Origin of the sequence: Pseudoalteromonas sp. CST2 (assembly GCF_028599385.1) — a bacterium.
Taxonomy (GTDB): domain Bacteria; phylum Pseudomonadota; class Gammaproteobacteria; order Enterobacterales; family Alteromonadaceae; genus Pseudoalteromonas; species Pseudoalteromonas atlantica.
In genome coordinates, this window is sequence record NZ_JAQREO010000002.1 from 487,653 (window position 1) to 503,190 (window position 15,538).

The window sequence follows — 15,538 nt, forward strand, 5'->3', positions numbered from 1 at the left end:
AAACCGCTTTTATGTAAGTAAATTAGCTGCATACGTATGCAGACTTTTTACAGAGCAGCACCCTTCACGTATGCTTTTTGAAAATTTAGTGATTGTTTCAATCAAACTAATAACAATATAAATACTGTGTGGAACGACGGAGAAAAGCATGGCCCAACAGCAGTGGTATAAAGGTGCGGTTATTTATCAGGTTTACCCGCGAAGCTTTCAAGACAGCAATAACGATGGTATTGGTGATCTTAAAGGGATAATTAATCGCATTGATTACATTAAAAGCTTAGGCGTTGACGCTATTTGGATTTCTCCTTTTTTCAAATCTCCAATGAAAGATTTTGGCTACGACATAAGTGACTATCGCGATATAGACCCCATATTTGGTGACCTAAACGACTTTGATGAGTTAATAGATCAAGCACATAAACGCGACATTAAAATTATTATTGACCAAGTGTTAAGTCATACATCAGACCAACATCACTGGTTTTTAGATAGCCGCGAAAATCAAAACAATGATAAAGCTGACTGGTACGTATGGGCAGATGCTAAAGAAGATGGCACAGCGCCTAATAACTGGTTATCTATTTTTGGTGGCGGTGCTTGGCAATGGGAGCCTCGTCGCGGTCAATACTATTTACATAACTTTTTAACCGAACAGCCTGATTTAAACTTTCATAACCCAGATGTAAGAAAAGCTGTTTTAGAAAATGTAGAGTTTTGGCTTAAAAAAGGTGTAGATGGTTTTAGATTAGACGCTATTAACTTTTGCTACCACGATGCACAATTACGTGACAATCCTGCAAAGCCTAAAGATAAACGCCAAGGCCGTGGCTTTAGTGAAGATAACCCATATGCTTTTCAGTACCATTATTATAATAACACCCAACCAGAAAACATTGAGTTTATGCAAGACATACGTGCACTACTTAATAAATACCCGGGTACTGTATCACTTGGTGAAATTTCATCGGAAGATTCATTGGCAACAATGGCAGAATATACCCAAGGCGGTGATAAGCTGCATATGGGCTATAGTTTTGAGCTACTCACTGATGATTATTCAAGTGAATACATAAGAGAAACCGTACAGACTCTTGAGCAACGCATGACTGAAGGTTGGCCGTGCTGGGCGTTTAGCAACCATGATGTAGAGCGTGTTGCGAGCCGCTGGAGCCAAAATGGTGAAATAAATCCAGCACAATGCAAAATGCTTACTGCTTTATTAGCTTCTTTGCGTGGTAGCGTATGTATGTACCAAGGTGAAGAGCTGGGGCTAGGTGAAGCCTCTGTAGCATTTGAAGACCTACAAGACCCATATGGCATTACCTTTTGGCCAAACTTTAAAGGTCGCGACGGCTGTAGAACGCCAATGCCATGGGAAGGTAACAACACACAAAACGCAGGGTTTAGTGCAGCTAAACCCTGGTTACCGGTTGATAGCGCGCATACGCAGCAGGCTGTGTCTGTACAAGATAAAGATACAAATTCTATACTTAATGCTTATCGTGAGTTTATGGCATGGCGTAAACAGCATACTGTGTTATTAGCAGGCGATATTAAGTTTATTGATACTGCTGAGCCTATCCTCGCTTTTTACAGAACGCTAAACGAGCAAACTATGTTATGTGTGTTTAACTTAGCTGATACCAATCAAACTTTTGAGTTGACTAAAACAGTGACTGAGGCGCATGACTCACTATCTCATTGTAATGCTACTTTAGATGGTAATAAGCTAAACATGAATGGTTTTGGCTGTTACTTTGCTTTTGTAAAATAAGAATGCCCTGACGTATTATGCTCAAAAGCCCGATTTTATCGGGCTTTTTTGTGCGCTCAAATAGTGGGGCTGCTATAGCCGGTATTAAGACGAAATACAGGCCACCAAACCACTAACTTAACCTTTCTAATGTGATTGTGTTTTACTATTTAAATAATCAGTGAGCGCAAATAACACGCCAGAGCTTACAAAGGTGACATGGATAATCACTTTCCAAAATAGCTCCTCACTTGAATGAATATTAGAATTAATAAATACCTTTAAAAGCTCAACCGCAGATATGGCAACAATTGCGCTAATAAGCTTCATTTTTAAGCCAGAGAAACCTACTTTTCCCATCCATGACGGCCTATCTTCGTGGCCCTCTATATTAAGCTTTGAAACAAAGTTCTCATAACCACTAAAAATAATAATAAGTAATAAACCAGCCAGTAAAGCGGTATCAACGAGGGTAAGTATACCCACTAATAACTCTTGGTTTGTTGCACTAAAAGTGGCAATACCCATTAAATAAAGTTGCTTAAAAAACTTTATTAATAGCAATATTACAGCAAATAGTAGGCCTACAAAAAACGGGGCTAATAACCAGCGCCCTTTAAATATAAACGACTCTAAGCCCTGCTCTACTTTGTGTATTTTACGAGGCGTACTGGTTGGTTTTGCTTGGTGTTCTGACATTAACTTATCTTTTTATAAAAAAGCGACCTTAGCTTATAATTTATTACAACACAATTACTTATATTATTATTTAAGCGTAATTTACTCATCTTGACGATAAAAATTTTTCGTTATCTTTTATTTTAATTTCGATTAAAAATCACTACACCAACAGAGTTGTTCTGCATTGGGCACTATTTAAATACAGCTTTAAAATGTATTTAAATCGTTAAACCATTTATTTAGGAATCAACAAATGAATAAAGCATTGCTAGCATTAATAGTTGCACCACTTTTTGCTGTATCTGCAACGGTTGCAATCGCAGACGATGCACCAGTAGCTTCTGCACAAACAATTAAAGAATACACAGATATGTGTGTAAATTGGGCTAAAGATGATGATGTAAGTAACGACGATCTATTTGGCTATGTTCTTCAATGCGTTAATGATGAATTAGAGTCTGAAGGCTACAAAAAAGTATCTACTGTACAAATCTAAACAATAAAAAATATGCGGCTAATAAAGCCATTGCGACGCATATAATCATAAAAAAACCGGAATGACACAGGCTGTGTATTCCGGTTTTTATTTGTCTTAGGCTAAATAAATTTTAACGTTTATTCAGCTTCTTTTTTTGCTTTAGGTTTAGCTGGCGATTTTTTTGCAGCCGCTTTCTTTTTAGGCGCTGCTTTTTTCTTCGCTTCTTCTACCCATTTACCCGCTTCGTAGTGAGCAGTCCAGCCTGTGGCTTTTCCGTCAACTTCAGTCATCACGTATTGCGCTTTATTTTTACGGCTATAACGTACTACGGCTAAATTACCATCAGGATCTTTATCTGGCGCATCAGCTAAGTAATAAAACTTAGGTGAAATACGCTCTCTAAAACGCTTTAGCTCAGCCACTTTAGGCGCTCGCGTCTCGCGTGATTTAGGGAAAGTGTTAGCCGCCAAGAAAATACCTGCAGCCCCGTCACGTAAAACAAAATAAGCTTCTGACTTTTCACATTCAAGTTCAGGTATGTGCACAGGATCTTCTTTTGGTGGCGCAGCTTCGCCGTTTTTAAGTAACTTACGCGTATTTTTACACTCTTCGTTGTTACAGCCAAAATACTTACCAAAACGGCCCGATTTAAGCTCCATGTCTGAGCCACATTTATCACATTCGATAATAGGCCCATCGTATCCTTTAATTTTAAAGGTACCTTGCTCAACGATATACCCTTCACATGCAGGGTTATTACCACAAACATGTAATTTACGGGTTTCGTCTATTAGGTAAGAGTCCATAGCCGTTTCACAGATTGGACAGCGCTTCATTTGCATTAATGTTTCAGTTTCAATGTCTTCAACATCTGCCGCAACCGCTTCATCCCCTGATACTAGGTTCATAGTGGTTGTACAACGCTCTTTAGGCGGTAAGTTATAACCTGTACACCCTAAAAACACCCCTGTAGATGCCGTGCGAATACCCATTTTTCTGCCACACGTAGGGCAGTCAATATCAGTTTCAACCATTTGATTAAGGCGCATTCCGCCTTGCTCTGGCTCATCTTTGGCTATGTTTAATTGCGTAGAAAAATCAGCATAAAACTTATCAAGCACTTGGGTCCATACACGCTCGCCTTCGGCGATATCATCTAAACGACCTTCCATTTTTGCTGTAAAGTCAAAGTTCATTAAATCAGTGAAGTTTTCAACCAAACGGTCGGTAACAATTTCGCCCATTTTTTCAGCGAAGAAACGACGGTTTTCTACCCGTACATAACCACGGTCTTGAATTGTTGAAATAATTGATGCGTACGTAGATGGACGACCAATACCACGTTTTTCAAGCTCTTTTACTAAACTTGCTTCACTAAAGCGCGCTGGCGGTTTAGTAAAGTGCTGCTTAGGGTCAAGTTCAATTAAACTAAGTACTTCGCCTTCTTTTACTGCTGGCAGAGATTGATCTTCTTCATTCTTTTTGCGTACCGCAGGTTGCACTTTTGTCCAACCATCAAAGCGAAGTACTCGCCCTTTTGCTTTTAATTGAAACTCATCAGCGGTCACAGTAAGCGTTGTTAAATCGTACTCTGCAGGCACCATTTGACAGGCAACAAACTGACGCCAAATTAATTCGTACAGTTTTTTGGCATCGGCATCAACACCTTCAACATGTCCAGAAAGTACAGTGACACTTGAAGGACGGATCGCTTCGTGCGCTTCTTGTGCGTTGCCTTTAGAGCTGTAGCTAATTGGGTCTTTAGGTAAGTACTTTGCGCCAAACTCTTGGGTTACATAATCACGACACATTTCAACTGCATCTTTTGATAGATTAGTTGAATCGGTACGCATATAAGTAATGTAACCGCCTTCGTAGAGGCGCTGTGCAAGCATCATTGTTTTTTTAACGCCATAGCCTAAACGTGTACTGGCGGCTTGTTGCATGGTTGAAGTAATAAAAGGCGCACTTGGGCGGCTTTTGCTTGGTTTTTCTTCAACACTTATTACTTTATATTCGGCTGTCTCAAGGCTTTTAACTGCGGCTGTAGCCTGAGCCTCATTTACCGGCTTAAATGGCTTGTCAGCTTGTTTGGTGACTTCTAAGCGTAATTGTGACTCAGTATTTTTAACATCGGCGTGTATATCCCAAAACTCTTCTGGAATAAACGCTTTAATTTCACGTTCGCGCTCTACTAATAAACGTACCGCAACCGATTGCACACGCCCAGCAGAAAGCCCGCGCGCTACTTTAGCCCATAATAATGGCGATACCATAAAGCCAACTACACGGTCTAAGAAGCGGCGTGTTTGTTGTGCATATACCATGTCGGTATTTAGTTCACCAGGTGTTTCAAACGCTTGTTGAATCGCATTTTTTGTAATTTCGTTAAATACAACGCGTTTATATTTTTCAGGCTCACCACCAATAATTTCTTGAAGGTGCCAAGCAATTGCTTCCCCTTCTCTATCCAAATCCGTTGCGAGATAAACTTGGTCTGCATTTTCGGCCAGCTTTTTTAACTCTTGAACTACTTTCTCTTTACCTGGCAAAATTTCGTAATGTGGCTCCCACCCTTTTTCAGGATCAATACCCATACGTGCAACTAAGTTAGTGTAATCTCGTTGCTGTTTATACGCTGCCTTTTCTTCAGGCTCCATTTTACGAACTTCAGCTGGCGTTTTAGTCGCCGGTACTTTAGCTTTATTCGAACCTGAAGTAGGTAAATCACGCACATGTCCAATACTGGACTTTACGATGAAGTCTTTACCTAAGTATTTATTAATTGTTTTAGCCTTAGCAGGTGACTCTACAATTACTAGCGATTTGCCCATAGTTGCCTATTTCTAACCAAATATTTAAATGTGTTTTGCCGACATAAACGGCGCGAATATTTATAGGTATATCTACAAACACCTATTGTTACAAGCTTTTAATACAAACTTTTCAGTATTTACTGAATAAACAAACAATTTTTGTTGTTAAATTATACAAACCGGTGTTTTTAAAATAATTGCTGTGGAATATATAGAACACAAATAAAAAAGCCAACCTTAAGGTTGGCATTTTTTACATTCTACCGATTATAAATCGTCGGTTACGCTAACAGAAAGCGTACTTTCTAACCCAGAAGGCGCTTCGGCAGTAACGGTTAAAATACCACTAAACTGCTCATTTCCTCCATCTAAGTCTTCACGCGTAATACCAAATGATAAACCAACAGGCACAATACTTGTTGTATTAGGGTAAGTGTAATTATCACTACCTGTTAAAATACCGTTGTCTGTGTCAATAGAGATGGTTGTTTCAGCAGGCATTGGGTTGTTATATATATCTGCTATAAATACCGTAAGCCCTAGGCTAGCAGTGCCTGATGCAGTTTGAGTTAAATCTATTGCATCAACCTGACACATTATTGCGCTAGTGGGATCGTTTTGCACACGGCGAACAAGTGGACTTGCAGGGTCGCTGTTTACACGTACCTCTGAAGCGGTTGCCCCCGCGATAGCAGAACAATCATCCGCGTATGTAACTAGCCTAAAGAATGCAGTATCACCCGACATTACGATTTCTTGGTTTTGAAATACATTAACCATTTGACGACTACAAATACCTGCGGCTTCGTCTTCTTCACGACACAGTAAACCATTGTATAGGCCGTTTTCTGTGGTCCATGTACCATTGCCATCAAAATCGACAAATTCTTCAAACTCATCACCGGTTGAGTTGTCACGTGAACAGGGGTCGGTTCCATCATTACAGTCTTTACCGCCATAGGTGCCATCTTCATTGTTATCGATAAAGGCTTCTGGAATATCAAATAAATCATCAAAAAAGTCTTCACTGTCAAAGTAGCCGTTGCCATTTAAATCAGAGAACGTTTCTTCACCAATTGCATAGGCATGTACAGTGGCGCGACCACCTAGCGGTAAATCTACCGTTAAGTCATTATTTAAAATTCCTAATGGGCATGGTAAGCCACCATCACACTTTTGCGTAATGGTATTTTCATACATAGAGTCAGTAAACGGGCGTGGGTTACTGCTGGTCCACGTTACGCTACACGTACCATTGGTTGTTGTACAACTTGGCTCTATTACGCCCCCTTCTGTGATAAAGCTAACAGCTGTTCCATCTGGCACAGGGTTGTTGAAGTGATCAGCTAGGCGAGCATTAACCGATACCGTATTACCATCAACATTTAACGCATGAGGGTTAAATATTGAACGCGATAGCGAAAAGCTATTTTGATCAGCAATACCTGTACTAATTACAAGAATATCTGAAGGGGCGGTTACAATAACCGTATCGCCATCTACGTCTTCTTCGCTAGATGCGATAACACGCACAGGCGTAGCAATTGAGCCCGATTGAACTGAGGTAGTCACTTCACCGCTGGCATTAGTAATTGCACTGGCTGTGCCTAACGTTATACCACCGACTGCCGTTGACAGCTCAAAGTTAACCGTTCTTGAAGCTAAATCATTGCCATTTGAATCCACAAGTTTAAATGTTACTTCAGAGATTTCAGTTCTGTCAGCACCACCCGTACCTTTTAATGCAATTACTGGCTCAGTCACTTCTACAAATTGTAAAAAGCCAATATTGGCAGGTGATACATTTATAGTGGTACTAGCAGAAACCGTATCGCCACCGGTGATCACGGTAGCCGTAATTATGTCACCACCCACACAAGTAAGCGGACGGTATGTAGAGCGTGCAAAGCCGCCAATGCTGGTTACTGTTTCGTCTATAAGTGCTTGGCCAGAGCCAACACAACCAGATGAAAATTCAACAGTAAGTGGTGTGGTATATAGCTCACCGTCTTTTGAGATTTCAATTGAGATAAGTGCTGTTGCACCTGCAGCTAATAGTTCATCGTCTGCAACCGAGCTGCTAATAGCAATTTCAACATCTACAGCAGCAATTTGAAATGCCTTAGTTAAATCGCTATCGAGCACTGACACAGTAATTTCACCGGCGCCTACATCTTGACCAGGAACTATATCTAAAAGTGCGATACCATTTCCATCGGTAATAGCCGTGCCAGTTGAAGGTGTAATTGAGCCAATTGTAGTACTCGCTGTTACTAGAGTTTGCGTAAGAGGAGTTGTCGAATTCTCGTTAGTCACTTCGATATAAAGAATCGCTGTTGAATCACCTGAGATACTAGTTACTAGATCACACTGGCTTGCATCTCTTTGAGACTTAAAGTCTGCTGGACAATTTTCTAGGATTGAAAAACTAATATCTGCAGTACTTTGGTCTGGATTTACAGCATCACCTTTTGTATAAAAACCCAGCGTTTGCTCAACACCTTCGTACTGGGCTGTTATAACGCCTGCACCTTCTACAGTACCCGAAGTTAAGTTAATTGATGCAACACCACTTTCATTCGTTAGTGCAGTACCAATACTTGGGATTAAGTTACCTAAAGTTGATGAGAAGTTTACAACTGCCCCTTCAACTTCAACGCCATCTCCGTCAAGAATAGTTGCTTTAACAACTGCGCTATCTGCGGCGCTGATTGTGCTAATTTCTGATAACGTCGTTGAAGAGGTAAGACTTAAACCGATAGAAAAGTCTAATGATTCACCTTGAATGGGCGCATCCCCTTCAGTTGTAAATGTATAACCTTCAGAGCTATAAACAGTATTTTCGTTATCGGTGTAGGTGGCCACAATAGAGCCAGCCCCAGCTTCAGTCCCTGCAAGCAAGCTAATTGTTGCAATGCCTTGTTCGTTTGTTAAAGCTGTACCATTTGTAGGATTTATACTCCCTAAACCAGTAAGTACAAACTCAATTAATTGGTAAGCAGCGGGTTCATTATCAATTAATAGTTCAACCTGCGCGGTAACAGGGTTTAAATAATCAACACTTCGAGTCGTAGCCCCAGATGAATCAACAAGCGTTACACTCAATTGTGGATCTGTTGATTGTGCGCCATCCGACTCAAATGCAAACGTATCGGTGTAACTTTCGCCATCTACTGTATAGGTTGCTGTTACTTCACCAGCTCCTGCATTTTCACCCGCGGTAAGTTCCAGTATCGCTATACCATCTGATTGGGTTAACGCTGTACCTGCTGTAGGGTTTAGTTCACCGATTGAGTCAGCAAGGGTAAAAGTAATACGCTCACCTGATACTGCATCGCCATCTTCATCTTCTAAAGTAGCTCTAAGCTCTAAAGGAGCAGCCGCTGTGACCGTGTTTGACTCAGTGTCACTAGATTGTAAGTAACCTTTTAAAGTTACCGTGTAAGTGGATGTTTCTGTAGTAGAATCGTCATCATCTCCGATGGTGCCGTCTTTTTCGATTGTTCCACCACCACCACAAGCGCAAAGCAAAATGCTAAATAGTGTAATGCTGAGTAGTCGCGTTAAAGGCATGGACCTCTCCCTAGCGTTGTTATTATTTACTAATAGTTGTTTACCTAATATTAACCTATAACTTAGTCTAATATCACAGTTTTTTGTCACTTTTTTATGTAAATAATTCCGCAAAGGCTATTTTTTTCTGTAGTAAATATTTCCTTGCTGGTAGTCTATGGCAAATTTGAAAAAATAGATTAGGGAATATGTCTAAAATACGTTCAATGAGTTTAACTACCCGTATCATGATTGGCATGGCACTGGGTATTGCAGTAGGCTTTTTATTTCAGGCTATATTAGCTGGTGAAGACGATTATCTAATTCCTCTTGGGTTATTCTCTTTGCCAATTAAAGCTTTTTTTGTAGATGGCCTTTTCCATGTTGGCGGACAAATTTTTATTGCCAGCTTAAAAATGTTGGTTGTGCCGCTGGTATTTGTATCGCTTGTATGTGGTACGTGTAGCTTGAGCGATCCTAAAAAATTAGGCCGTTTAGGTGGTAAATCGATTGGCTTATATTTAGTTACAACTGCCGTGGCAATTACCGTAGCTATTTCACTGGCGTTATTATTTAACCCAGGTCAAGGCATTGCACTGCCATCAGATGCAAGCTTCAATGCTAAAGAAGCCCCTACCTTAGCGCGAGTTATTATCGATATGTTCCCTACTAACCCATTCGAAGCAATGGCTAAAGGGAACATGCTGCAAGTTATTGTGTTTGCGCTTTTATTTGGTGTATCAATGGCGCTAAGTGGCAAAGCAGGTAAACGTGTAGCCGCAGTATTTGAAGATTTAAACACGGTTATTTTAAAACTAGTAACGCTACTAATGAACATTGCACCTTACGGTGTGTTCTTTTTAATGGCTAAACTTTTTACCACTATCGAAATGGGATTAATACTCAGCCTAGCTAAGTACTTCCTTGTAGTAGTGGCGGCGTTATTAATTCACGCGTTTATTAATTACAGTATTATTTTAAAAGTATTAACAGGCCTTAACCCGCTTACCTTTTTAGCTAAAATGAAACATGCGTGTTTATTTGGTTTTAGCACTTCAAGCTCAAGCGCGACTATGCCTATTACACTTGAAACTGCGACCAAAAAACTCGGCGCTAACAACTCGGTTGCCTCTTTTACTATTCCGCTAGGCGCTACCATTAACATGGATGGCACAGCTATTATGCAAGGCGTGGCAACAGTATTTATTGCACAAGTGTTTGCTGTTGATTTAACGATTTCTGATTACTTAATGGTTATTGTAACCGCGACGCTTGCCTCGGTAGGCACCGCAGGTGTGCCTGGTGTGGGTTTAATTATGCTTGCAATGGTACTTAACCAAGTAGGTTTACCAGTAGAAGGGATTGCAATTATTATTGGTGTTGACAGGTTACTCGATATGACGCGTACAGCCGTTAATATAACGGGTGACTGTATGGTAACTTGTGTGGTTGCTAAATCAGAAGGTCAATTAGATGAAACAATATTTAACGACCCGAACGCAGCTAAAGACTTAGAAGATTACCACAAATCAACTGAGTAATTATTTAAGCCCATAAAAAAACCCTTGCTATGCAAGGGTTTTTTATTACCTTTAATAACGTTTTATGGGTTCATTGCTTTAAAACGCGACATTAAATTAACGCCTGCTTTATTTACAGAGCTACTTAGCCCAATTGCTAACTTATCACTTAATCCTTTCTTAATTTTGTATTTTACTTTGTATATTTGACGCTCAGCTTGTTGCTCTAATAACGCATCATCACTGGTTTTAATTACATCAACTAAGCCCTTTTCAATTGCTTGTGTTGCAAACCAGTGCTCACCCGTTGCTACATTATCAATATTAAGTGTTGGCCGCTGGCTGCTTACAAACTCTTTAAACAAACCATGTGTTTGCTCTATTTCATCACGAAACTTTTCGCGGGCTTTATCTGTATTTTCGCCGAACAAGGTTAACGTACGTTTAAATTCGCCTGCTGTAATTTGCTCAAACTCTACATCGTTTTTCTTTAAAATTTTATTAAAGTTAGGTATTTGTGCAATTACACCAATAGAGCCAACTATAGCAAAAGGAGCCGCTAATATTTCATCGGCCACACAGGCCATCATATAACCGCCACTCGCTGCTACTTTATCAATAGAAACCGAAAGCTTAATACCTGCAGTTTTAAAACGCTGTAATTGCGATGCAGCTAAACCATAGCCATGCACTACGCCGCCCCCACTTTCTAAGCGAACTAATACTTTATCTTTCTCAGGATTAGCAATGGCAATAATTGCGGTCACTTCTTCGCGTAGGCTTTCAACTTCATGAGCGTCCATACTACCTATGAAATCAATAACATACAGGCGTGGCTTCGGCTCATCATTTGCCGCTTTTTTAGACTCGACTTTTTGCGCTTTATGATGCGCCTTTAACTCTTTTTTAGTTAAAGTATTTTCTAAAAAACTGTGTTTTAAGTCATCTAGTTGCTCAGACAAATCGTCTATTTCTATGGCTCCTTTTTTAGCTTTAGGTTTTACTGCTGAACCCACAATAAGGGTTAAAATAATTGCAATAGCAATAACAAAGGTAACCGTTTTAGCAAAAAACAAACCGTATTCGTATAAAAATTCCAACTGGTCTCTCCATTTATAAATTTAAGCTAATTTATCATGCTTTATAACAAAAAAAAGCCACTAAACAGTGGCTTTTCAAGGTTAATAAGGTTTTTGCTGATTAATCAGTCACAACCTCTGGATTACTGACTAATAACATACGCCCGCGTGCAGCTAAATAAGTAGCTACTTGGAGCTGCATTTCAGCGTTTGCTGCTGCACTGCCCTCAACAGTTGCCGCTTGGGCATCGTCTTGTGCTGGCGTTAAAATTGAGCCATGGTGCCCTTTTGTAAATTTTACCAAATAACTCGCCGGGGTTTCACTTAGTGCTTGTGAAGTGCTTACTGTTTCAAGCCCCATTAATGTTGCTAACGGAATTGTGCCCGATATAGGGTTATTTGCTGCCGCTGGCGGAATAACTTGGTCTGGTTTGTTATCTGCGCCATCGCCTACAACTACATTAGTGTATACAGGGGTACCTAATGCATTTACCGCTGCTGCGTAATTTGTTGGGTCTCCGCTATCAAGTGCGGTTTGCGCTGCAAAAGCAAACTCGGTCATTACCGCTTGAATGTTAGCAAGTTTTGTAGTTTCCCCTGCCGTAGTAAGTGAGGTTACATACGCCTGATAGCCACAAGTTAAAAACGCTTCCATATCTGGTAATAATGTACCACAGTTTGAAATAGCATCTGCTTGTAGAAACTCGTTAAACTCTTGTGATTCTGCTGTACCAGCTTGCGATAATACAGAACCTTGAATAAATGGCCCAAACGCAGCCGATTCAAGTAAAAAGCTTGCTATACCGCCACCGCCACTGGCAAGTGCTACCGTGTTTACCTTAAATAATGGGTCAACTGTATCTGCAAGCGGAGTATTAGCCTGAGCTATAAATGCAGGTGCAACAATAGAGCCTAAAGAATGCCCTACATAGGTTACATCTTGTGCGTTAATTGTCGCATCATTAATAAAGTTTAAACCTAAGCGTAAGCCTAATAAATCTGCTGATGATTGACGCAAGCTATCACGAGCCACTAATAATGAGTTTAAGTTCATGTAACTTAGTACTGAACCCGTCGTTGCATTAAAGTCATCTGTCCCATCAGCATCAACATCTACACCACGCTCACCATGGCGAGGATGGTCAATCGCCGCTGTGGCAAAACCTTGAATTGAAAGTTGTGCAGTTAATGCCAACATGCTTTCTTTGTCTGTTGTTATACCGTGTTGCATAATAACAACTGGCCAGCCAGTTTCTGGCATTTCAATTGGATCAAGACCTTGTGAATCACGAATAAAATTAATAACCGGTAAAATAGGTTTGGTTATTTGCACTGGCACATTCGCCATGCTTTGCACTTTAGGAATAGAGTTATACTTAGTTAAATGGCGCGTAGTGTCTAAACCTAAATCACGCAACTGTCCGTCACTTAACGCAGCACAAAGCCCATCATTATCGCTAATTGGCTCTGCAGGGAAAGCTTCGCCTGCTGCAGCTTTGTAACCTAAAACAGCTACCGCGTTGTCACACATACCTTGCCAATAAGTATCATTTAAATCACTTATTTCAGTGCCTGTTGGCGTGCCTAAATACATAGGTAACATAACGCTACCTTTTAAATATTGCACACCAGAGAACGCATCCGATACGCTAACACCCGCAGCTGCAAATACTTGCTGCACATTTACCATTGCTTGTTCAGGTACACTTACCATTGGTGTTGGCAAAGCATCATTTTGTAAGCTAGCTGCCAGTAAGTTTTTAATTGTGCCAAGCACAGGACCTGCTGATTGAATGGTCATAGCAGCAGAAAATATAATATCATCTTTTGTAATATCACCTGAGCTTACAACCACATTCTCATAGCTATTTACTGCCGCTTGAAGACCAAGCTGAGCATCAGTAATCAATGGCGCTTCTTCACTTACAGAAGCGTAAGTAGAAGAAGGCTGAATAGAACGCCCTTGAGAGTCTTTTAATCCAGTGGTTAATACATTTATGTAAGAACTTCCTGGTGTGAAAGGTTTTAATGGGATAATAGCAACTGCATCGCCAGAGGCTTGAGAAATGAAGTCTACGCCGTAGGTTAATTCACCTACCAATTTACACGCTGAACCAGCTGTAACAACAGCACATTCTGCGTCAGTTAAGCTTGCGCCCATAACCACTTCAAAAATTCTTACTGTACCAGGCGACGCTGCAGAGGTTTCATCAAGCGATACGCCTGTAGGGAAAGTTAAATCAATTTTGTAAGGCACTTGCGATGACCAGCCATCTAACGCACCTAGCGCTAATTGCGGATCTGCATAAGCAGTGCGAGGCACAGAGACGTTATCATCGTCTAATTCACCTGGAATATTAATTGTGCCGTCTTGAGTGCCGCTCATTAATAAATCGTTAGGGACAGATAAAACCCCATTTGCAGGGTCAAAGGTCACCGTGGCATTAGGTATTATGGTTGCAGTATCGTTTTTAACATCTTCTAATGTTTCTCCGCCGCCACAACCTGCTAACGCAGCTGTAACCGAGAGTGAGAGTAGCATTTTTTTCATATTGTTGGCTCCGCACATATCTTTATTTTTATAGTGTGTTCGTTCAAAGTAAGTGTGTTTAATCAGTGTAGTAAAGTTAAAACAATGTAATCAGTTTATTAATGAGACATTAGACCAGTTAAACTTAACGTAAAGTTTATAATTCCGCCACCTAAATTTTCAATAAATTCGATTACTTGACGATTTGCTATGTTAAAATCAAAAAAATTTTATAAATTGGTATTTATATGCAAACTTATCAAGCAACTCCAAATGCACTTCAAAATAAAGTAATTTTAATTACAGGTGCCGGCGATGGTATTGGCCGCGTAGCAGCAATTACCTACGCAAAGCATGGCGCGACAGTTATTTTACTTGGTAAAACAACAAATAAGCTCGAATGCGTTTACGATGAGATTGTCAATGCTGGTTACCCTCAGCCTGCTATTGTGCCAATGGACTTAAAAGGCGCGACAAAACAAAACTACCGCGATTTAGCAGCCACAATCGAAAGTCAATTTGGCCGATTAGACGGCTTATTGAATAATGCCGGTATTTTAGGTTCACTCGGGCCACTTGAGCACTTTTGCTCTTCTACGTTTGAAAACATCATGAAAGTGAATGTTACTGCGCAAGCAATGATCACCAAAGCGCTATTCCCTGTGCTGCGTAAATCAGAAAATGCCTCTATTGTTTTCACTTCATCAAGCGTTGGCCGTAAAGGGCGCGAATTTTGGGGGCCTTATGCAATATCTAAATTTGCAGTTGAAGGCATGATGCAAACATGGGCCTGCGAAGTAGGTAAAACCAATATCCGTGTAAATTGTATAAACCCTGGCGCAACGCGTACCTCTATGCGCGCATCAGCCTACCCAGGGGAGGATCGCGATAAGCTTGCTACCCCAGAAGATTTAATGCCAACGTATTTATATTTAATGAGTGATGACTCGAGCGATGTAAACGGTGAATCTCTCGATGCGCAACAAAAAAAGTAAACTACATTTTGTCCCGTCCTGAAATAGGTTGACGGTTTTAATGAAAGACTTGGTGCGAAAGCGCCAGGTCTTTTTTATGCACTTGATTTGGTGTTTTCATATCCAAACTTAAGTGCGGTCGCATTTCATTGTAT

9 protein-coding genes are annotated in these 15,538 nt (G+C 40.4%); 4 read left to right on the forward strand and 5 right to left on the reverse strand.

Annotated elements, in window-relative coordinates; all coding sequences use genetic code 11:
- The first annotated feature begins 148 nt into the window (after window positions 1-148).
- Window positions 149-1,774: an alpha-glucosidase family protein gene (locus PSH41_RS04860; protein WP_273588168.1), complete on the forward strand. Its 1,626-nt coding sequence runs from the start codon at window positions 149-151 to the stop codon at window positions 1,772-1,774.
- 126 nt (window positions 1,775-1,900) lie between these two features.
- Here the strand turns inward: PSH41_RS04860 and PSH41_RS04865 are convergent, their stop codons facing one another.
- Window positions 1,901-2,452, reverse strand: coding sequence for a TIGR00645 family protein (locus PSH41_RS04865; RefSeq protein WP_055253277.1), 552 nt, complete (start codon window positions 2,450-2,452; stop codon window positions 1,901-1,903).
- Between the two features lie 235 nt (window positions 2,453-2,687).
- On the opposite strand from PSH41_RS04865, the gene PSH41_RS04870 reads away from it, so the two are divergent.
- Window positions 2,688-2,930, forward strand: a complete 243-nt coding sequence (locus PSH41_RS04870) for a hypothetical protein (protein ID WP_004587793.1) — start codon at window positions 2,688-2,690, stop codon at window positions 2,928-2,930.
- A 119-nt stretch (window positions 2,931-3,049) separates the two neighbouring features.
- Here the strand turns inward: PSH41_RS04870 and topA are convergent, their stop codons facing one another.
- The gene (gene topA / locus PSH41_RS04875) at window positions 3,050-5,746 is read right to left on the reverse strand and encodes a type I DNA topoisomerase (protein ID WP_273588167.1); all 2,697 of its coding nucleotides are present in this window, start codon (window positions 5,744-5,746) and stop codon (window positions 3,050-3,052) included.
- 249 nt (window positions 5,747-5,995) lie between these two features.
- Window positions 5,996-9,301 (reverse strand): Ig-like domain-containing protein, encoded by a 3,306-nt coding sequence (locus PSH41_RS04880; RefSeq protein WP_273588166.1) that lies wholly within the window; start codon window positions 9,299-9,301, stop codon window positions 5,996-5,998.
- A 188-nt stretch (window positions 9,302-9,489) separates the two neighbouring features.
- Here PSH41_RS04880 and PSH41_RS04885 point away from each other — a divergent pair, with 188 nt between their 5' ends.
- Entirely contained in the window at window positions 9,490-10,821 is a 1,332-nt protein-coding gene (locus PSH41_RS04885) for a dicarboxylate/amino acid:cation symporter (protein ID WP_273588165.1), read from the forward strand.
- 62 nt (window positions 10,822-10,883) lie between these two features.
- Here PSH41_RS04885 and sohB read toward each other — a convergent pair whose 3' ends face one another.
- Together sohB and PSH41_RS04895 are read right to left on the reverse strand one after the other, a co-directional pair.
- Window positions 10,884-11,900, reverse strand: coding sequence for a protease SohB (gene sohB / locus PSH41_RS04890; protein ID WP_029772521.1), 1,017 nt, complete (start codon window positions 11,898-11,900; stop codon window positions 10,884-10,886).
- A gap of 100 nt (window positions 11,901-12,000) precedes the next feature.
- Entirely contained in the window at window positions 12,001-14,430 is a 2,430-nt protein-coding gene (locus tag PSH41_RS04895; protein WP_054982404.1) for a VolA/Pla-1 family phospholipase, read from the reverse strand.
- Window positions 14,431-14,657: 227 nt separating this feature from the next.
- Here PSH41_RS04895 and PSH41_RS04900 point away from each other — a divergent pair, with 227 nt between their 5' ends.
- The gene (locus PSH41_RS04900; protein WP_004587787.1) at window positions 14,658-15,404 is read left to right on the forward strand and encodes a YciK family oxidoreductase; all 747 of its coding nucleotides are present in this window, start codon (window positions 14,658-14,660) and stop codon (window positions 15,402-15,404) included.
- Window positions 15,405-15,538: the final 134 nt, after the last annotated feature.